Source organism: Paenibacillus sp. HB172176 (genome assembly GCF_011947265.1).
GTDB lineage: Bacteria > Bacillota > Bacilli > Paenibacillales > Paenibacillaceae > Pristimantibacillus.
The window spans coordinates 1-20,631 of sequence record NZ_JAATHD010000031.1; the positions used below are offsets into that span (position 1 = coordinate 1).

The following is a 20,631-nucleotide window of genomic DNA, read 5'->3' on the forward strand; positions in this document are numbered from 1 at the left end:
CCACAGGGATCGCTTGGCGTACGATGTTCCTTGAAGGAATATCGCTACAACTTTGCTCCTTCAGGAGTAACAACCCAAGAATCCCCCACCTCTTCTAGGTGGAGGGAGTGTTCAAATAAGCTCCAACATTATGACAGAGAGAAGGGGTACTATGAATTTGAAGAAAAACGCACTGTCAACTTCAATTGCCATTCTATTAATCATCGCATTGCTTGCCGCATGCGGCGGCAATAACAACAATAACGGGAATGGTTCAAACACCGGAAACGGCAATGCGTCCAGTCCCGGGACGAACGCGAATAACGAGAAGAAGGTTATCAATCTCGAGATGGTCATGAATACCTCCGGAGCAACGCTGCCGGATAATGACTTCATTAAAACGAAATTGAAAGAGGTGCTTGGCGTCAATCTGACGATTACGCCGGAATCCCAGTTGATGGAGAAGCTGAATGTGCGCGCCGCGGGCAATAATCTGCCTGATCTCATTACCTTCGCAACCGCCAACGACTTCCGCGAATACGCCAAGCGCGGCTTGCTTGCCGATCTTACGCCATACAAGGATAAGCTGGACAAGGTTCAGGACTTTCTGGGCGATGAAGGCTTCACCAAGGCTACGGTAGACGGCAAAGTATACGGCGTCGCAAAAGCAGCTCCCGTGCGAGCTTTCTCCTACTGGATTCGTCAAGATTGGCTGGATCATCTGGGCTTGTCCATGCCGAAGACGCTGGATGAATTCTATAACGTGCTGCTCGCGTTCACGAAGGACGATCCTGACGGCAATGGCAAGGACGACACTTACGGACTTACCGGGACCTTCGGCGGTCTGCATGCTTTCACGCCGATTCTGGCGACGTTCGGAGCGGCTTCCGAGTATCAGATTCGGGATGGGGAGCTTGTAAACTTCTATGAGGACCCTCAACTGAAAGAAAGCTTGAAATATATGAAAAAGCTGGCTGATGCGAAGGTGCTCGACCCCGAGCTGCCTACGAATACGGGGCAGCAGTATTTCGACAAAGTGTATCAAGGCTCGGCCGGAGTCGTCTTCTCGAAATGGACGGAAATGACGAAGGATGACAAAGTGGAAGCTTATAAAACAGCGAATCCGAATGCGGAATGGACAATCATTCCTCCATTCGAGGATCATGTGTACGGCGCGGCCGTAGACGCCGAAAATATTGGCGGATCGTCGGGCTATGTCGCGGTCTCGAAGGCTGCGGGAAGCAATGAAGAGAAGATGAGCCGCATTGTTGATCTGTTCAATTATGTTTCCTACGGCGAAGGCCTGAACATGGTGCAGTACGGCTTGGAGGGCGTTCACTATACCTTGGATGGAGACAAGGTAACGCTTACCGACAAATCGGGCGAGGCTGGATTTACATGGATTTATCAACTAATGGGCCGACCGGAGAAGGAATATCTGTCCACGAAGTTCGCCAAGCAGGCGGAGTGGATCGAGAAGACGGCGGATGCGCCGAAAATTCCGGTCTATGACGGCTATCTGACTCGTCTGGAGGGCGTGAACTATTCGGATAAGGATCGATTTATTTCCGAGGAGCTGCTCAAGTTCGTTTACGGCAAGAGGGATATCGAGGAATTCGATCAATTCACGCAATCGCTTAAGGATATGTTCAAGCTTGACGAGGAAGTCGAACAGTCGAAGCAAACGTTGAAGGAACAAGGTTTATTAAAGTAAGAATAACGATCGGGAAGGACCGCCCGTACGGATGCGCTGGCTTCCGTGCCGCGGTTCTTTCCTCTGCCAAGGGGATGAGCGAGATGAAAGAAACGACGATGGAAACGATAGAAGCGGACGTGCATGTCGCCGGAGGAGGCATCTCCGGCGTTGCGGCGGCGCTGGCGGCTGCCCGCAACGGCGCGAGGGTTGTCTTATGCCAGGATCGGTCGGTGCTCGGCGGGAACGCCTCTTCCGAAATTCGCATGCATATTGTCGGGGCGGCCCATTCCAAACGAGGCAAGCCGCTGGAAACGGAGGCGAGAGAAGGGGGAATCATTGAGGAAATTTTGCTGGAATGCGCCGTTCGCAATCCGCAGCGAAGCGCGTCGATGCTGGATCTCATCCTGTACGAGAAATGCCGCGCGGAGCCGAATCTGAGGCTGATGCTGAATACCGCCGTTACGGGCGCGACGATGGATGGAAGTCGGATCGTGTCGGTGCAGGCTGCCAGGGAAAGCACGGAGCATCGCTTCGACATCATCGCCTCCGTCTTTATGGACTGCACGGGTGACGGCCGCCTGGGCAAGGAGGCGGGGGCGAGGTTCACGACGGGCAGGGAAGCCTCAAGCGAGTACGGCGAATCACATGCCGGCGAGGAAGCGGACAGCTACCGACTTGGCTCATCGCTCTTGTTCACGGCGCGAGATATGGGGAAGGAGATGAGATTTATTCCGCCGGTCTGGGCGAAGCGCTATACGGAGGAGGATTTGCAATACCGCGGCCATTCCTCCTGGGAATACGGCTATTGGTGGGTGGAATTCGGTGGCATGCTGGATACGATAGCGGATAATGAATCCATTCGGGACGAGCTGCTGGCGATCATGATGGGTGTCTGGGATCATATCAAGAACAGCGGCCATCATCCCGAATCCGCGAACTGGGCGCTGGACTGGTTCGGCTTCTTGCCCGGCAAGCGGGAATCGCGGCGATTCATCGGGCAGCATCTGCTGACGCAATCCGATCTGGAGAATGCCGTTCACTTCGAGGATGTCGTGGCGTTCGGCGGATGGCCGATGGACACGCATCCTCCGCAAGGCATCGAAGCCAGGGATCTGAGTCCCGCCAATCAGCCCCATACTCATTATGTGTACGGCATCCCGCTCCGTGCGATGATCAGCGCCAACATCGATAATCTGATGTTCGTCGGGCGCAACATATCCGCAACGCATATCGCGTTCTCCTCTACTCGGGTGATGGCCACCTGCGGCGTGATGGGACAAGGCGCGGGCACCTTCGCCGCCTTGGCGGCCAGAGAGGGACTTCCGCTGGAGGAGGCGCGGCTGAGCAAGGCTTTGGTTCGCAAAACGCAGCAGCAGCTGATTCGCCAGGATGCCTATCTTCCCGGCATCGAACCGGAGCTTCGTAATCTGGCTTCCCTGGCGACGGTGCGGGCATCCTCCGAGCAGCCGGAGGGACGGGCGTCGAATGTCATTGACGGTCATACTCGAGCCATGCATGGGGATAGGGGAGTGCGGGAGGATCTGGCCGTCCCTGGTACGCATCGCTGGATGTCGCTGCCGCTGCCGCTGGATCACTTGCCCTGGATCGAGCTGGAATGGGCGGAGTCCGTTTCCTTGCGAGAGCTTGCAATTGTGCTGGACACCGGCATGCATCGGCGACTGACGCTGACGCACGAGACTCATTTGCACAAGCAGTTGGAATGGGGACCGCAGCCGGAGACGCTGAAGTCGTTCCGCGTAATCGCATACTTGGCGGATGCGCCTGAGGAAGAGCGCGAGATCGCTCGAATAGAAGATAATTACCAGCGGCAAGTGGTCATCCCTGTCGAGGCGGAGCGGGTCGTCAGGCTTCGCATAGAGGTTCTGAGCACCAACGGTTTGGATCATGCCCGAATATTCGAAATCAGATTATTTTAGGAGGATTTGAGGATGATAAAGCGTTACCCGCCGATTAACGGCAGCTTGCCTGCGCTTATGCACGGCGCGGATTATAGCCCGGAGCAATGGCTGGACCAGCCGGAGTTGCTTCAGGAAGATATTCGCTTGATGCGGCTGGCCAAGACGAATGTGATGGCGGTCGGCATCTTCTCCTGGTCGGCGCTGGAGTCCGAGGAGGGCGTGTTCTCCTTCGACTGGCTGGATCGGCTGCTGGACCGTTTCGCCGCGAACGGGATATTCGCCTGGCTGTCGACGCCGAGCGCGGCGAGACCGGCCTGGATGTCGGAGAAATATACAGAGGTGCTTCGCGTCGGCGCCAACCGCGTGCGCAATTTGCACGGCTTCCGGCACAACCATTGCTATACCTCGCCAATCTATCGGAAGAAGGTTCGTCTGATCAACAGCAAGCTGGCCGAGCGATACTCGGAGCATCCGGCGGTCATCGGCTGGCATATCTCCAATGAATACGGCGGCGAATGTCATTGCCCGCTCTGTCAGGAGGCATTCCGGGAATGGCTGAAGGCGAAATATGGCACGCTGGAAGCGTTGAATCGGGCCTGGTGGACCTCGTTCTGGAGCCATTCCTATACCTCCTGGAGCCAGGTCGAGTCACCCTCTCCTCACGGCGAGAACAAGACGCATGGCCTGAACATCGACTGGCGCCGATTCGTTACGGATCAAACCGTAGATTTCTGCCGGCAGGAGATCGTGCCGCTCAAGGCGGCAAATTCCGAGCTTCCCGTTACGACGAATCTGATGCGCTGGTATGGCGGATTGGATTACAGGAAATTCGCCGATGTCATCGATGTGGTGTCTTGGAACGCCTATCCGGAGTGGCATCAGCATCCAAGCGATCAAGGGGACGGCGATATGGCCGCCGAGATTGCGTTCAATCATGATCTGTTCCGCTCGATCAAGGGCGGCAAGCCGTTCGTGCTGATGGAGAGCACTCCGAGTCTGACCAACTGGCAGCCTGTCAGCAAGCTGAAGCGGCCGGGCATGCATAAGCTGTCGTCTCTTCAAGCGGTCGCCCATGGCGCGGACGGCGTCCAGTATTTCCAGTGGAGGAAGAGTCGCGGCTCCTTCGAGAAATTTCATGGCGCCGTTGTCGACCATGCCGGTCATGAGCATACGCGGGTGTTCGGGGATGTCGCCGACGTTGGCGATTCTTTGGAGCGGTTGACGGAAGTGACGGGCACGACGGTGGATGCCAAGACGGCCATTCTGGCGGATTGGGATAATCGCTGGGCGGTCAATGACGCGAAGGGGCCGCGTAATAGCGGGCTTCATTACGAGGGAACGGTCATGCAGCATTACAGGGCGTTCTGGAGGCTTGGCATAGCCGTTGACGTCATTGGCAGAGAGGATGATTTCTCGAAATATAAGCTGATCATCGCACCGATGCAATATATGCTGGATGATGCGGCGGGTGCGCGGATCGAAGCCTTCGTGGAGAATGGCGGCACCTTTGTTGCGACCTATTGGTCGGGCATTGTCGACGAGAACGATCTGTGCCATCTTGGCGGCTTTCCCGGACCGCTGCGCAGAACGCTTGGCATCTGGTCGGAGGAGATTGAGGGGCTGTACGATCATGATCGGAATGCTCTGGCCTTCCTCGAAGGAAACTCGCTGGGTCTATCCGGGGCGTTCGATTCCCATGAGCTGTGCGAGTTGATTCATCTGGAAGGAGCCGAGGCGCTGGCGGTTTATCGGGCTGATTTCTACGCGGGCCGACCAGCTTTAACCGTTCATGCCTTCGGCAGGGGCAAAGCCTACTATCTGGCGACGAGAGCGAGTGAGCCGTTCTACAAGCCCTTCTATACCGAGGTGGCGAAAGCGGCGGGGATTGAACGGGCGCTCGAGACCGAACTCCCGACAGGCGTAACCGCTCAGGCTCGCACGGATGGGGAGAACGACTATGTATTCGTGATGAATTTCAGCGGACGGGCGCAGGAAATTCGCTTGGATGACCGCCGTTATACAGATTTGGAGACCGGAGAGCCGAGCGGCCCGAAGCTTGCTTTGGATGCGAACGGCGTACGAATCTTGAAGCGCTCTGCCATCGAGAACGAATAAGGCTGACTTAATTCAGAAACTCCAGACCTGTGTTTCTCATCGTAATATAGAAGGTATATTTGATTTCGGCATTCTTGAACATATCCGGCCATTTGTCGAATTCGGAAGGGTGAAGACGATCGCGGAAGTGATTGCCGAAGCCGAAAATATCCGCTCCCTTTGCCTGTGTTTTTGCGAACATGGAGTCCGCGTTCGTAGACAGAATTGATTTCAGCTCGGCGACAATCCCGGCTACATCCTGATGTTGGAAGCTGGAGCGGTCGACTAATGTTGTAACCAGCGAGCAATGTAGTTGGATTAGCGGCTTTCCGTTTTTAAGAGATGTTTGCATATGCATGTGATTGTGAAGAATTCTAACGTCGGCCCGATTCATTAATTCCACTTCGGAATCATGAAAGCGATGGGTGAAAATTTCATACAACAAAGATTCTTCTTTATTTAATTGGCCAACGAGCTTTCCTTGCATGAAAATCGCATTCCCGGTCAGGACGAAGGAGTTCTGGCTGCCTTCCGTCAAAAACGGGATAAGGTTGGCGTGCAAAGGATTGTACAGCTTCGAGTAAACTTCCCATAATAAGGTTTTGTTCTTGCGCGGGATGCCGCCGGCGTAAGGCTCGAAAAAAAGCTTCGTGTAAATGCCCGAAAGCTCTCCCGTCGGATTAGGCACGGTGAAAATCCGCTCCATCTTGCCTTTGACAACCGCCACTACCGCGTCTAGCGGGATGGAGCGTTCTCTGACGGCGAATTCCAAATAAGGCGAAAGCCCGGATTGAGCCAGGGATTCATCCAATAACAGGGCGCGTGTAGAAGATGATTCCACTGATTTGGGGAGCTTGTACCTCATTTTGTTGATCGCATCGGGGACGGTGCGCCCGCTCTGGCTCATGACGAAGAAGTCTTTCTTCGTCGACTCCTGCGTTGCGCTAGGGAGCGGAAACCGCAGCCATACCTTAAGCGTGGATTCGGATGTTTTTTCGAGTCCCATCGCGCCCACCAGAAGGCGATTATCAACATCCTTGGCATCCCAGCATCCGGACAGCAAGGGCAGAACGCAACAGCCCGCAACCATCCATCTTAGCAGCTTGCTTTTTCCTCGCATGGTTATTCCCCCGCTTCAAGCTTCTTCTTTCCATAGGCTAAAGCAAGCATGCCCAGCAACGGAAAGAAGAACATAACATAGAATCTGCAGCCAAACGTCAACAGGATCATATTCTCTACCGTTCTCCAGGAAGGGATAGCCGTTGCCGCCGCATACACAATAAGAGAAAGACAAGTATATAGGATCTTCTTGTTGGCCCGAGGCATGAAAATTTTCATCATTTCGCCGATCGCATGCAGCTTCAAAGCCATGATGAGCAGCAGATAGAACATGATGGCCGAGACGAAAATAGCGGTCAAATTTTCAAATACAAGCCAATAATGCGTAATGGTATCCATTTTGGATATGAATGGAAAGGTTAATCTTTGGCTTAGCTCTCTGCCGAAGGTCATGACCGGCAAATAGATATAGCTCGCAATGAAAGGGAAAGCGCAAAGGAGGGAAAAAGCGTAGCTTTTCCATGCGCTTTGCGCGGAGGAACGCGTATAGGTCCCGATAAACGAGGTGATGGCAAAGCCCATCCAAAGGAATGATCCGGCATAGAATCCCTTGTCCCGTAAGAAATCGCCGTTGGTTCTCATCCATGGCATGCCAAGCACCCACTTCACGTCGCTAAGGCCGATGAGCAACAGACAGAAGGTAAACAAGAATCCTAACAGAAAAAAAATTCGCGCCGCTCGCACAATCGGCATCATACCGGCAAATGCAAGCGCGGCAGGAGCCAGCAGCATTCCGTTCAGAAAAGAAATGGGAGTGGTCGGCAGTATCGTCATGGTGATCATCTCAGTGTAGGCTCTCAGCATAATAACGAGAGCTATGATGAGAAAAAGCAAAACGGGAGCGGCCAACAGGGAGGCTCCCCATGTGCCGAGAGCGGATTGAATCCGGGCAATCATGTTCCCGCCATCGAGCCTTGCGAGCAATCGGCTATACAGGAATGAGCTGGCCAAGGCTCCTGCCGTCCAGATTGCAAGCGGAATCCAGTAGGCTCCCTCGGTGCTCTGAATGATGAAGTTTGGATAGATGAAGCCTGCCGAAGCGCCGGCATACAGCATTTGAATGGCGATCATTTCGTACCGCTTAACAGACAAGGGTTGTTTCATAAATGAGCTCCTTCTCGATGCATGGGCTGAGAGCGGGTCAAGACGGCTTGGTTCTTTTCTTGGGCAAGAGCGATGTCAGGTACGGCGCTCCGAATGACTCCAGGCAGCTAAGGTAGATAATGAGACAGGAGAAGCAGAAGACAATTCCGAGCAATCCCGCGATTGAGGCCCCGATTACGATGAAATATTTTAAAATGCGTTGAACCAGCCCCATTTGGTAATCGATCACAATGTAATTGGAAATGGCTGTTGTCGCCACGATAATGACGAGCAAGTGGCTGACAATATGAGCCTGGATAATCGCTTGGCCAAGCACGACGCCTCCTACCATCGTGACGGTCGAGCTTATCGTCTTGGGAAGACGCAAGCCGGCTTCCGTAATCAAGTCAATAACGATAAGCATCAATATCGTCTCTATGAACACGGGGTAGGGGACAGCCTCGCGACTGGCGGAAGCGGCCAGAGAAATTTCAAGCCGATTGACATCCACATTAATCGATGTGAGCGCTACATATAAAGCGGGAAGAAACAAATTCAGGAACATGGCAATAAACCGCAGGGAAAGAAGGAAATAGGCGACATAAGGATTCATGTAATCGTCTTCGGGCGAATGCCAAAAATCCGTATAGACAGAAGGCAAGCTGAGAGCGAACGGAGATCCGTCGACCATGATGACGGCTTTTCCTTTCAGCAAATCCGTGGCTGCGTGGTCGGGTCTTTCCGTCGATATTCCCAGAGGGAACAAATGCATTCGTTTTTTGGACGACAGCAGCTTTAGAAGCTGATTAATATCGCGAAGTCCGGTAATGTTGATTTGCTTTAATTTCTCCTGCAGATGCGACAGCAGCAGAGCATTCATGGCTCCTTCATAGTAGAACAAAGCGACTCGTGTATGACTGGCCGAACCGATAACGGTTTCCCACATTTTCAGTTGCGAGGAGCGGATTTGCTGCCGGATCAGCGCAACGTTGGTATCAAGGTTCTCGATGAACGCGTTCATAGGTCCTTGAAGCACATTTTCGGTAATGGGTGTACTAACGGCTCTCTGCTGAACCTCGGATATGTTCACAATAATGCCGGTGGAAGAAGCATGCTTGCATAGAATGGCCGATCCATGGCAAATCGCTTCCATGCAGCTTTGAAAATCGCCTTCCGTTGGATTCGTGCCGTAATATTGTCCCAACTGAACAAGCAGATTTTGTTCATCGATGCCTTCAAGGGAATAAATTAATTTTTGCGAAGAGCAGAGGGATTGCAGATAACAAATAAACCAGTCGCCCGAATCGCGCATTCCAAAGGGGATCGCTTTATAATCTGCCGAATTCGCGAAAGCATCCTGCAAGAGAGTAAATAAAGGGAGCTCCTTCGATTGTTCGCTTAATCGGAATGTCGATGAAAGGAGATCTGGCATGGCGATACCTCCGAAATGAACCTGAACATGGAATCATAAGAGTAAACTGCCCTGCTATACCGTTTTTATACAGAGCAGTTGATTCGCCCGTATAAGCCATTTTATCGCATATTCGTATCGTTTGAGGGCATACTCCCATTATCTTCATATAGTCAAAGGATGGATGGGAATGTCAGCGCTCTTACGTCAACTAAGCAGTGAGTTTTCGGATGATGATGATTTTTTTTATGTTCAAGAAGCTATAGTCAATGTGCCTGTTGTCTATTTTGGTCTGCATTCATTAATTGATTTGGCGCATACCAGGCTTAATTTGCAAATTTTTTTCGAGGCGGCTGTGCAATCCAATCTGACCTTGGAGCAGCTTAAAAACGATCTTGGAGAAGTATGGGAGGAAGCAGAAGTTAACGACCTCATTCTCAAAATGGTTCAAGGAAAGCTGCTCATTTTTTTTGAGAATGACGAATCGTTCGTCATTATGAATCCTGCTGCCAAATCGCTTGACCGAGCGATTGCTCCGCCTGTTAATGAAAATATTTTTCTGGGTCCTTTGGATGCGTTCACGGAGGATATTCATTCAAATATCGGGATACTCAGAAAGCAGCTTCAGTCTGAGCGTGTCAAAACGAAATCATTCTTTTCCGGGAATGAAGATCATTCGAAGCTTGCACTCCTTTATTACAGTGGTGTCACGGATATGAATTTCATTCAGAAAATGACCGATCAAATCGAAAAAAACAAGCATATAGCCATTCATAATCTTCAACAGCTATCTCGACAAATGATGGAATTCCCCTCTTGGCTTATGATTTCGAAGTTTAATCAGACAGAACTCCCGCAAGAAGCTGCAGCCTTCTTGAAGCAGGGACGAGCGATTGTATTTATTGATCGGTTCCCGCTGGCATTAATCTTTCCCGGTATGTTTGTAGACGTCTTCTGTCTCAACAATGACCGTAATTTCCCATTGCCGTTAATGCTGTTTTTGCGTACATTGCGGCTCTTCGGCATATGGTTAACCATGATTCTGCCAGGATTATACGTTGCTTTTGTATCGGTTAATCCAGAAGTGCTGCGAATAGAGATGGCTCTATCCATAGCCGAAACGCGGATAGGCATCCCTTACCCCGCCTTTATTGAGATGATGTTTATTCTCATTATACTGGAGCTGACCATTGAAGCTGCCATTCGACTGCCCAAAAATATTGGAGTGACTGTAACTATGGTTGGAGGGATCATTCTAGGACAAGCTGTCGTACAAGCAAAGCTGGTTAGCAGTCTTCTGATCATAATACTGGCTGCGACAACGATTGCGAATTCGACGATTGTTGGCATGCAGCAATCGCTTGCTCTTCGCGTTTCGAAATATATTGTCCTTGTGATGGCTGCCGTTTTCGGTGTGCTTGGCATTTTGGAGGGCATGGTATTCATATGCGCCTATTTAGCTAGCGTGGAAACCTTCGGTGTCCCTTATATCGGATTATTAAAGTCAAAGGATGGCAGCAAATATGGATAAAACCTGGCAAGTAGCTTCCATGTATTTTATGACGCACCTGGGGCTTATCTTCTTTATCTATCCCGGTGCAATCATAGCGAGTACAACTCAAGGCCACTGGATTCCGATCGTCATGGGATTTATCGTTCATATGGCTGCCATTTCCTTCTATATGAAGGGACTTAAAGATGCGGGGAATATGGATATTATCAGTTTGAATTTGAAATTCGGCAAAGGGATGCCCATCTTGATTCTCCTGCCGCTTACGTTATATCTGTTGATGAGTTGTATTGTTACCGTTCGATCTTTAGCTGAAATGATGACCATCGTTTTCCTCTCCAATACGCCGCTTTGGGCAATCATGATATTGTTTCTCCTGATCTCTACGTATATGGCATTCAAGGGCATTTCGTCTATCCTTCGCACAGGAGTGCTTATCGGGTTATTGAATGTTCCGATTATGCTCTTTTTTTCATTGTTTTCGTTTCAGAACGTGGACTGGCATTATGTATTTCCTCTGCTGGGGGGCTTTTCGTTTCTGACGAATCCCTATTACCTTCAAAGCTTATTTGTATTTACGGGAGGTTTTTTATTTCTCGGCTTCATTCCGTCCAGTGTCGCTTATCGAAAGCGCTCTGTATGGTTTGCTGCGATGGCGCTGCTTCCTTTCTTTCTTTTCTCCGTTTATATTCCATTATTAACATTTGGAGAGGCGACAGCTTCTACTTTCATCTTTCCATTCATCGTGTCTCTGGATACGATTGCGATTACATGGTCGATGTTTGATCGGATTACGATATTTTTATTTCTGAGTCTGGTTTCCTTTATCATGTTGTTTCTCTCCATCACATTGTGGTCAATGATGAGGGTTGTTAGCACTTGCTTTACTGTTGCAAAGTCTTCCTATTGGCTTATTTTCATATCGGTTCTCGTGTTTCTGGCATGTATGGCTATTCCAAACTGGAAGGATGTCGAGGCAGTGGTTAACTGGGATACCAGCTTAAGAATTTATATACTAATTGCCGTACCGCTTTCGACCTATTTTATTGGAAGACACCTCAAAGGCAGGGTAAGCTATGATGCAACGGATTAGTCGATTGCTCGGAATCATGATCAGTTTGGGATTGCTTGGATGTCTATGCGGTTGTTGGGATAATAGAGATATCGACCATCGTTCCATGCCTGTCGTTATGGGCGTATCGTTTCACAACAACTTATATAAGGTTTTTCTTCAAATTCCTGAACCCAGACCGAAAGGAATAAATATTAGAATCTTGAAGCAAGAGGGCATAACGATTAGTCAAGCCGTTGATAAGTTAAGTGAAAGGGTGGAGAGCAGTGTTGATCTTCTGCATCTGAAAATGATCTTGGTTGAAAAGGGGTATGCGGAGCAAGGGCTGAACGACAGTATCAAAAGCTTTATGCGCTCGAGACAGATCTCTTCCAAAGCGATTATCGTTATATGCGAAGAAAGGCTGGATCCCTTCTTTGATTATGTGAAAAAATCGATGACTCCCAAAGGAACGACGCTTTACGATTGTTTCGAGAAAAATGCAGGCTGGAATCCGCAGATGTCGCTGACGCGTATCTGGGAGGTATACCGGAGCATATTCTCCTATACACGCGATGTAGCCATCCCGATTATTAAGTCCGGAACGAATGGAACCATTGATTATCTGGGCTCGGCAATCATTAAGAATGGAAAAATGGTTGATCGGATCACACCAGAGGAAACCTTGTTGTTCAATTCTTTTAAAGGGAATAGCGCGCAAGGGAAAATCGAAGTGATGAATGATGCAAGTGTGCAGGTATTGAGCAGTTCCATGAGGCATCACAGCTCATTCAAGAATCAGATTCCTTATTTGGATGTGCAAATTACGATTAAGGTTACCATTATGGAAACCAGAGGCGATGTGACAACAGAGAGGATTAAACAAGAAATGAATGAAATTCTCTCTGCAAGCTTTAATCACATGTTTCAGAAAACGAAAGCTCGGGAAGCCGATATTCTTGGCTTGGGGCAGCTGTTTCGCAAACAAATTCCGCGAGATCGATTAAGCAATTGGAGGAAGGAGTATCTCCCGAAGCTGGAGCTCCGACTGAAGTTCAAAACGATTATTCAGAATGAAGGGAATACAAAGCTGGCATAACGATTTGCTTGTGTTTGAGCGGGCTTTTTGCGACAATGAGAGCAGAATGCTGCGAGGCGGAATGAAATGAGGAACAAGCATGAGCGATAATGGGTTGAATGTACAAATGAATGAGGAAATCAAGGCTGCGGAGCGCGATGCGCTGCCTTCTATATATGGACTTGCGCTGACGCAATTAACGGCGTGGCTTGAGGAACGCGGGCATCGAAGGTTTCGGGCGGGCCAGGTATGGGACTGGCTTTATCGGAAGCGCGTCACATCCTTTGACGCGATGGAGGATGTAAATCCGGAATGCCTGGCGTTGCTCAAGAAGCATTTCGTCATCGATGCGCTCGAGGAGCATGTGAAGCAGGAATCCTTCGACGGGACGATTAAATTTCTACTTCGTCTGAGCGACGGCAATTTGATCGAGACGGTGCTCATGCGCCATAAATTCGGCTTGTCCGTCTGTGTGACGACGCAAGTCGGCTGCAATATCGGCTGCAGCTTCTGCGCCAGCGGCCTGCTGCCGAAGAGCCGCGATCTATCCAGTGGCGAAATCGTCGGTCAAATCATGAAGGCGCAGCTCCATCTGGACGCGGCTGGCGAGGGAGAACGGGTCAGCCATGTGGTCGTGATGGGCATAGGGGAGCCGTTCGATAATTTCGAGAATATGTCGGATTTCATCAATGTTATTAAAGATCACAAAGGCTTGGCTATTGGCGCCAGGCATATTACGGTTTCGACGAGCGGCCTGGCCGGCAAGATCAAGGAATTCGCGGACAGCGATTTGCATGTGAACCTGGCCGTCTCTCTGCATGCGCCGAACAATGAGCTTCGCACACGCATTATGAAGATTAACAAGGCGATCCCAATCGAGAAGCTGATGGATGCGATTGATTATTACCTCGAGAAGACGAACCGCAGAATGACGATCGAATATATCCTGCTGAAGGACGTGAACGACGGAGTCGAGCAAGCGCTTGAGCTGGCGGAGCTGATGCAAGCTCGTCGCCAGCTCGTTAACGTGAATTTGATACCGTACAATCCTGTAGATGAGCATAGTCAATATCAGCGAAGCCAGCAGGAATCCATTCGCTTGTTCTACGATGCGCTTAAGAAGCAAGGCATCAGCGTTAGCGTGAGGCTTGAGCATGGCGCCGATATCGACGCGGCTTGCGGTCAATTGCGCAGCAAACAGATTAAGTCGATGGCGAAATAACAGATGGAGTCGGATTTTTGCTCGAAAAGAGGTTGCCCGCGAAAGCATCATGTTGCAACAAATGATGCTTTCGCGGGCAACCTCTTTGTCATTTTGCAGCAAAGGCAAGCACCCGCTTATTATACGAATTGCGCAAATGTGCAAAAGGTTCGTGGAAAAAGAAAAGCGTTGCTTATGAGCGTGTGACATAGTTATGACATGTAGGTATTGCGCCAAAGCAATTGGCCAATATCGTACAATTTCAATGAAATGAGGTCATATTGTTGAAAACATTAATCGCCATCTCAAATGAAGATTTGCGGGAATTGTTCTGGCAAGAAGCTGTGGAAAATAAACTGGCGAGCTTTTCGCAAGTTGATTTTATTCCAAAGGGAGTCAAAATGACCAGTGACGGTCTTGCCGGAATAATCGGTGAATACGACGCTTGCATTACTTCCTGGGGCTCCCCGTCTTTCACGAGCGAAGTGCTTGCAAGAGCCTCGAAATTGAAATTTATTGGTCACGGGGCAGGAAGCGTAGCCGCCGTTGTCAATGAAGAGGCGTTCGAGCATGCCATAACGGTAACCTCTGCGAATAAAGTGCTGGGGCTCTCGACTGCGGAATGCGCGGTCTCCTTGATGTTTGCGGGCGCCTGGGATTTGGGCGGATACGCCTCGCGCTTGAAACAAGGGAAGTGGAGCGACAATAGCCGAGACACCGTGCTTGGCTTGACTCGAAGGGTGGTAGGCTTGGTAGGATTCGGTGAAATATCCCGAAATGTGATTCGTATGCTTCAACCTTTCAATGTGAAAATTCTCCTCCATTCCAGCTACTGCAGCGAAGAAGAAGCGACTGCAATCGGTGTTGAGCGTTGTGAGCTGAATGAGTTGTTTGAACGCAGCGACATTGTCTCCATGCACAATACGTGGACTTCCAAAACAGAAGGCATGATTGGCGAGGAACAATTGAAGCGGATGAAAGACGGTTCGCTCTTCATCAATACGGGAAGGGCGGCAACGGTGCAGGAACATGCTCTCTTGGAGGAGCTTCGAACCGGGCGCATTTTTGCGGCTCTTGATGTATTCATGAACGAGCCCCTCCCCGTCAATCATGAGTTCTTAACCTTGTCCAATGTGCTCTGCGTCCCCCATATTGGCGGGTATCATGGATTGTTGAAGCGAGAGTTATGCGATTTTATTGTGGATGAGCTGCATCGATTTGTAAGAGGAGAGGTTTTGCTCGGCAAGGTTTCCTTGGCGCATTATAGAAGATTGACCCCGAGGTGAATGCAAGACGCCGCCCGTTATTCGGCTAATTGGAATAGGAAGGGTGCTTTCGGAAATCTCGGGGAGTCACACCCGTATGTTTTTTGAACATGCGGTTGAAATGGCTGATATGATTATAGCCCGTGCGGGAAGCGATTTCGGTTACATGAAGTCCGGTGCTTCGCAAGAGCTCCATAGCGGCCTGCATGCGAATGGCGGACAAGTATTCGATATACGATTTTCCTTTGATCAGTCGCAGCATACTGCTGAAATAAGAAGGGGACATGTACGCAATGCCGGCTACATTCTCAAGATGAAGGTCTTCGTGATAATGGGATTCCATATAAGCAATGGCCTGATGCAGAGCCTCGCGATGCAGTAAGACGCTCTGATGCTCTTGTTGGCCCTGGTTTTCCGAATACCGGGCATACTGCCGGCCTGTAATCACAAGCAGCTTTAGGAGCTCGGCTTTAATGGCCAGCCGAAATCCGTCTTCCTTCTCCGTCCATTCGGTCATCATGACCTCCAGCAAGCTTTCAACGGATAACTGGTTGCTTGGCGGAAGGGACATCTTGGGAATAAGATCATCTTGCGAAATCAGCGGTCTGATGTATGCAAAGTCCATAAACGTTTGCATGTGAGTAAGGTCGCGAAGATTCTCGTTAATAACATGCGGCATGAAATCGATCTGAACGAGGACGAATTCCATCGACTCGCGCACTTCGAGCCGGTGCTCCTGATAGGGAGGGATGGAAAATAGATCGCCCTTGGTTAAAATGTAAGACCGGTTATTCGTCACATGCCGACAACTGCCTGACATCATATAGCAAAGCTGCAAATGCTCATGTGCATGCTGGACCCTATTCATGTCCGCAGGCGTACGCACCTCAACTTTAAACGGAAACTCGTCGTCCATCATTTCGATGTACGAATAAACGGGGAAATCAGACATGAGACTCGCCACGCTTTCATTTTCTATTATTCATGATTTTACAGGGAGTCACGAAAATGTACAACACGGTTGCAACCGACAGGCCAACGCATGCCGTTAAGATAAAGGGATATGGAAGAGGAGGTATGAATCTTGAGCCGATTAGCGTTTAGTACGCTGCCTTTTGGAGGCTGGAGCTTGAAGAAAATCGCGGCTTTTGCACGGGAAAGCGGATTTTCAGCTCTGGAATTGCGCGAAGGCGAAGAATGGTCGATTACCGTTGACATGTCTTCAACCGAGCGGAGGGAGGTCTGCGCATTATTTGATGCAGCGGGCTTGAATGTTTTGGATATTGGATCAAACGTATGCTTGAAGGGTAGAGATTCGGATCATGCCATGTCGAAGCATTTTGAGAAGGTTGCGCGGCTCGCTCATGACTTGAAGGCTCAAGGCGTTCGGATTTTTCTCGGACATTTCAATGATCGCAGAGACAATGAAGTTCCTGAAATCTCTTGCGAATCTATTATCGTTTCAATTAGGCAGGCCTGCGATTATGCGGCCTCTCTGGGGGTGCAAGTATGGATAGAAACGCATAATGAGTTTGCAACGGGCAGGATTCTCCGCAAGCTGCTCCATGACGTCGATCGGGTCAATTGCGCTATCATCTACGATATCATTCATCCTATAGAAGAAGGGGAAGCTCCGGCAGATACGATTGCGCACCTGGGAGATGCCTGCGCGCTTATTCATATGAAAGACGGCGTGCCCTTCGTAGATCCGATGAAAATCGATTGGGAGTACAAGAAGATTGGCGAAGGCGCGCTTCCGATTGGTAATATTATAAGCCTGTTGAATCAAGCGGGATACAAGGGGTATTATTCCTTGGAATGGGAAACGAAATGGCGCAGGGAGCTTCAGGTTCCCGGTATGGAGCCTGAAGCGATTTTTCCCGATTATGTGGATTACATGAAGGCTTTGTCGATTTGAACGGGAGGATGCGATTATGAAAATAGCCATTATTGGTCTTGGATTTATTTCATTGACAGAATTTTTTCCTGCGTTAATGAAACTGGAGGACATGGAGATCGTTTGCGCGGTGGATCCGAATCAGGATCGCTTGCAGGGCGCAGCACGCAAGTACAATATTCCGAGGCTGTTCTCGAGCTTCGAGGAGATGGTGGAGGTTGATATCGACGCAGCGCTTGTGTTGACGCCCTATAAAGCGACTTACGGGATCGTACGGGCGCTGCTTGAGCGAGGAATCGACGTCTTCAGCGAGAAGCCGATGGCGGAGACGATGGAGCAGGCGGAGGAGCTCGTGCGATTAGCCGATGAGAAGAACGCGATCTATATGATTGGATTGAACCGAAGGTTCGCAGATTCGTTCCTTAGAGCGAAGGAGTTGATGCCAATTGCGAAGACCGAGCTGGTCTCGGTCGAGAAGGTCAAGCATATGACCTATTATCACGACAAGCCCATGCTCGATTTCGGCATTCATTCACTGGATGTGTTGTTGTGGCTTTGCGAAGGAAGAGTAACGTCATGCTCGGTCGATTGTACGCGGATGCCGGACGGGCGGGAATCCTCGGTTCAAGTCCAACTGGGCTTTGATAACGGGGTGAAGGGGCAGTTTCTGATGAGCTGTTGTGCCGGGTTATGGGAGGAATCCGTGCGCATGTTCGGGCATGCGAGGACGGTAGAGATACAGGCTCCCGACGTACTCAAAGTCAAGGAAGACGGCCAGGTGATCGAGACGGTATTCGGAATGGCCGGACCGGGCGGGGGCAGCAATTCCTTTGGTTTTCGCCAGGAACTGGAGCATTTTTCGGAGTGCGTACGAACGCGCGCGCAGCCGTTGACGTCCGGCAAGGTGGCATTGTACACCCAGCAGGTGATGGATATGATCTACAAGCAGATGTGAAAATAATCCCAAAGAAGGTACTGTTCCTCGAACGTCTGGAGGAGCAGTACCTTTTTTGCGGTACAATTAACGCATTAAAGCGGCTTCGCCATACATCCGAATTAAGACTGTTGTTGATCACCCTTCATCAATTGCTGAAACTCGCTGGGAAGCATGCCGGCATGCTTGATGAAAAGCCGGGTCAGAATGTCCGTATTACAGCCGGTCAACTCGGAAATTTGCTTGATTCTCATATCCGGATCAGACTTCATGATCTCGCAAGCCTTCTGAAAGCGAAACTCTCCAATATACTCCTTGAAGTTGCGTCCGACGGTATTTTTAAACAAGGTCGACACGTAATTGCGTGATAGATTCAGGTGATCGGCCAAATCGAACAGGCCAATGTCCCTTTGATAATGTTCGTGAATATAGGACAGCATTTTGGCGGCAAGCCCCGAGGTTGACTTGTCTTGCTCTTGCGCGAACCAAGCCTCGAACAAGCGGAGCACATGTTCAACCTTATGATGCAATTCCTCGAAGGTCTGGCAGGAGCGAAAGCGCGGATTGGCGGCCTCGGCTCCGATTGGCTCCAGATTCTCGACTCCGGCGCCATCCATAATCCGGGTAACGGTCGCTTCAAGCATGCGGGTCAAGGGTGGCAAGCTTGTCTTGCGTTCCACGCTATTCGTGTGAATCAATTCCTCAAGCGCAGCCCTCCATACGGATGTCTTGCCATGGACGACGGCATTCACAATCGATTGCTCCACTTGCAAGGGATAATAGACGGAGCTTGTCCAATGGGCGTTCAACTCCTTCACTCGAATGACTTTGGAATTGACGTTCCAATAAAGCTGCTGATCGGCCGCATTGACCAGTTGGCGATAGGAAGCCGGGATAGCGTGCAGAGTGGAGCATGGCGAACCGACAATTGCCGAGATTTCCAGGCCGAGCTTTGGCTCAACGGAGATGATCGAGTTGCGAAGTCGTTCGAGATCGATCTTTTCTTCATCCGAATGGACGACGATGACCTGCGTTTCAAAATTCAGGTCCACGATTCGAAATAATCGTCTGGCTGCGAATATTGCTTCAAGAGAAGCTTGCAGACTGTGTTTGGAATCGAGCACAATGTTCTGCAGGAACTCCGTAGTGAATTGCCCGGTGTCAGCATACTTGAGCAGGATCGCGACAAAGGGTCCCTCGACCTGAAGCTGCGGGAAGGGATTGAGCGCCTCATCGATACGTTCCGGGGGAATGAGGCCAAGCAATAGCTCGCGGAATTGCTTGTTCTCGACCGAAATTTGATATTCCCCGAGCGAATGGGACATCGTCTCCATATCGAAATGCAAGGATTGAATGGTGTTGCGAATATGAGCGAATTCATCTCCCTTCGTGAACGATTCCCCCGTCGATTGAAGAACGCCCTCGATCGGCGTATACATCCGATTGGTAATATAGGCCATCAGTCCGATGCTTGCGGCAAGCGCAAGCAAGCTGATGCCGATAATCATCATGAGCGTAGGCGACATGATCGATTGCGGTTCGTACAGGTACAAATAACTGAATCCGCTAACCGTAGAGTATCCCATTCGATATTCTTTGTCTGAATTCTTCAACCCGGCTGACCAAATACTTTCCAATTCTCTCATATTCAGTTCTCCTGCGGAGGCTACAAGCTCGTTATTATAGAGGATGGCAAAGGTGCCCCCGCTTGGAAGCGCATTCAAATGAAACAATTGATAATCATAATAACTTGAGAAAATATACAGTGGCTGCAATGCGCCGAGCCACTCTCTGCGGGCGATCACATACAGTTCCCGATCTCGGTCGTCGCGCACGGAGAGCACTTGCATCGGCAGGGTTCGATTATCATTGAAGACCCGAATGATTTCCTGGAGTCGATCATCGTCGATATGAAATGTGGATTGGAAGAAATCAACGCTTCCAGTCATGTTATTCATCGTGACGTAATCGTCCGTGATCATCGTGACGGCAATATCGTTATAGGGGGGCAATGTGATTCCCGATATGCCGTTCACGTATTGATAAAACTTCAGACGCTCGAAATCGGTCATATATTGTCCCATATACTTCTTCGTGTAATCCGAGATGCTTAACATATGACCTATATATTGAGGGGATTGCAGCCTGCTGTCGGAATACTCAATCAACTGCTGTGTAGTCGTCTCCAATGATTCGGAAAATTTGTTATGAAAGGATGTCCAGTAGAAACTGATAAAAACGATTTCCAGCAGGATTGTATAAATGACTGCGATTCCCGCGAAGGTACGGAACATCTTTCTATAATAATGCAATGCCATTCCCCCTTATCTATATAGTTTTATTTTATCGGATACAGGCCTATAAATGAAGACGGGACAGCCCCTTAAAAGTTAC

Annotated in this window: 15 protein-coding genes; 10 read left to right on the forward strand and 5 right to left on the reverse strand. The window is 50.0% G+C overall.

Annotation, left to right across the window (positions count from 1 at the left end):
• Positions 1–151: 151 nt before the first annotated feature.
• The 3 genes from HFP08_RS25700 (at position 152) to HFP08_RS25710 (ending at position 5,709) form a co-directional block, all read left to right on the forward strand.
• Positions 152–1,693, forward strand: coding sequence for an extracellular solute-binding protein (locus HFP08_RS25700; protein ID WP_168123499.1), 1,542 nt, complete (start codon positions 152–154; stop codon positions 1,691–1,693).
• Between the two features lie 83 nt (positions 1,694–1,776).
• On the forward strand, positions 1,777–3,612 hold the full coding sequence (locus HFP08_RS25705; protein ID WP_206109321.1) for an FAD-dependent oxidoreductase: 1,836 nt from the start codon (positions 1,777–1,779) through the stop codon (positions 3,610–3,612).
• A 12-nt stretch (positions 3,613–3,624) separates the two neighbouring features.
• On the forward strand, positions 3,625–5,709 hold the full coding sequence (locus HFP08_RS25710; protein ID WP_168123501.1) for a beta-galactosidase: 2,085 nt from the start codon (positions 3,625–3,627) through the stop codon (positions 5,707–5,709).
• 7 nt (positions 5,710–5,716) lie between these two features.
• Here HFP08_RS25710 and HFP08_RS25715 read toward each other — a convergent pair whose 3' ends face one another.
• Genes HFP08_RS25715 through HFP08_RS25725 form a run of 3 tightly spaced genes read right to left on the reverse strand, consistent with a single transcriptional unit; the run spans position 5,717 to position 9,322 of the window.
• Entirely contained in the window at positions 5,717–6,808 is a 1,092-nt protein-coding gene (locus tag HFP08_RS25715; RefSeq protein ID WP_168123502.1) for a Ger(x)C family spore germination protein, read from the reverse strand.
• 2 nt (positions 6,809–6,810) lie between these two features.
• The gene (locus tag HFP08_RS25720) at positions 6,811–7,911 is read right to left on the reverse strand and encodes a GerAB/ArcD/ProY family transporter (RefSeq protein WP_168123503.1); all 1,101 of its coding nucleotides are present in this window, start codon (positions 7,909–7,911) and stop codon (positions 6,811–6,813) included.
• A gap of 37 nt (positions 7,912–7,948) precedes the next feature.
• The gene (locus HFP08_RS25725; protein WP_168123504.1) at positions 7,949–9,322 is read right to left on the reverse strand and encodes a spore germination protein; all 1,374 of its coding nucleotides are present in this window, start codon (positions 9,320–9,322) and stop codon (positions 7,949–7,951) included.
• Between the two features lie 163 nt (positions 9,323–9,485).
• On the opposite strand from HFP08_RS25725, the gene HFP08_RS25730 reads away from it, so the two are divergent.
• The 5 genes from HFP08_RS25730 (at position 9,486) to HFP08_RS25750 (ending at position 15,427) form a co-directional block, all read left to right on the forward strand.
• Positions 9,486–10,832: a spore germination protein gene (locus tag HFP08_RS25730; protein ID WP_168123505.1), complete on the forward strand. Its 1,347-nt coding sequence runs from the start codon at positions 9,486–9,488 to the stop codon at positions 10,830–10,832.
• The gene (locus tag HFP08_RS25735) at positions 10,825–11,904 is read left to right on the forward strand and encodes a GerAB/ArcD/ProY family transporter (protein WP_168123506.1); all 1,080 of its coding nucleotides are present in this window, start codon (positions 10,825–10,827) and stop codon (positions 11,902–11,904) included. The genes HFP08_RS25730 and HFP08_RS25735 overlap by 8 nt, the downstream gene beginning before the upstream one ends.
• The gene (locus HFP08_RS25740) at positions 11,888–12,961 is read left to right on the forward strand and encodes a Ger(x)C family spore germination protein (RefSeq protein ID WP_168123507.1); all 1,074 of its coding nucleotides are present in this window, start codon (positions 11,888–11,890) and stop codon (positions 12,959–12,961) included. The genes HFP08_RS25735 and HFP08_RS25740 overlap by 17 nt, the downstream gene beginning before the upstream one ends.
• Positions 12,962–13,067: 106 nt before the next feature.
• Positions 13,068–14,162 (forward strand): dual-specificity RNA methyltransferase RlmN, encoded by a 1,095-nt coding sequence (rlmN, locus tag HFP08_RS25745; protein WP_168123538.1) that lies wholly within the window; start codon positions 13,068–13,070, stop codon positions 14,160–14,162.
• Between the two features lie 263 nt (positions 14,163–14,425).
• The gene (locus HFP08_RS25750) at positions 14,426–15,427 is read left to right on the forward strand and encodes a hydroxyacid dehydrogenase (protein ID WP_168123508.1); all 1,002 of its coding nucleotides are present in this window, start codon (positions 14,426–14,428) and stop codon (positions 15,425–15,427) included.
• Between the two features lie 25 nt (positions 15,428–15,452).
• Here HFP08_RS25750 and HFP08_RS25755 read toward each other — a convergent pair whose 3' ends face one another.
• Positions 15,453–16,358, reverse strand: a complete 906-nt coding sequence (locus tag HFP08_RS25755) for an AraC family transcriptional regulator (protein ID WP_168123509.1) — start codon at positions 16,356–16,358, stop codon at positions 15,453–15,455.
• 132 nt (positions 16,359–16,490) lie between these two features.
• Between HFP08_RS25755 and HFP08_RS25760 the strand changes: the two genes are divergently transcribed.
• Both HFP08_RS25760 and HFP08_RS25765 read left to right on the forward strand, forming a co-directional pair.
• Positions 16,491–17,324, forward strand: a complete 834-nt coding sequence (locus tag HFP08_RS25760) for a sugar phosphate isomerase/epimerase family protein (RefSeq protein WP_168123510.1) — start codon at positions 16,491–16,493, stop codon at positions 17,322–17,324.
• A 16-nt stretch (positions 17,325–17,340) separates the two neighbouring features.
• Positions 17,341–18,258 (forward strand): Gfo/Idh/MocA family protein, encoded by a 918-nt coding sequence (locus HFP08_RS25765; RefSeq protein ID WP_168123511.1) that lies wholly within the window; start codon positions 17,341–17,343, stop codon positions 18,256–18,258.
• A 101-nt stretch (positions 18,259–18,359) separates the two neighbouring features.
• Here the strand turns inward: HFP08_RS25765 and HFP08_RS25770 are convergent, their stop codons facing one another.
• Positions 18,360–20,549 (reverse strand): helix-turn-helix domain-containing protein, encoded by a 2,190-nt coding sequence (locus HFP08_RS25770; RefSeq protein WP_168123512.1) that lies wholly within the window; start codon positions 20,547–20,549, stop codon positions 18,360–18,362.
• Positions 20,550–20,631: the final 82 nt, after the last annotated feature.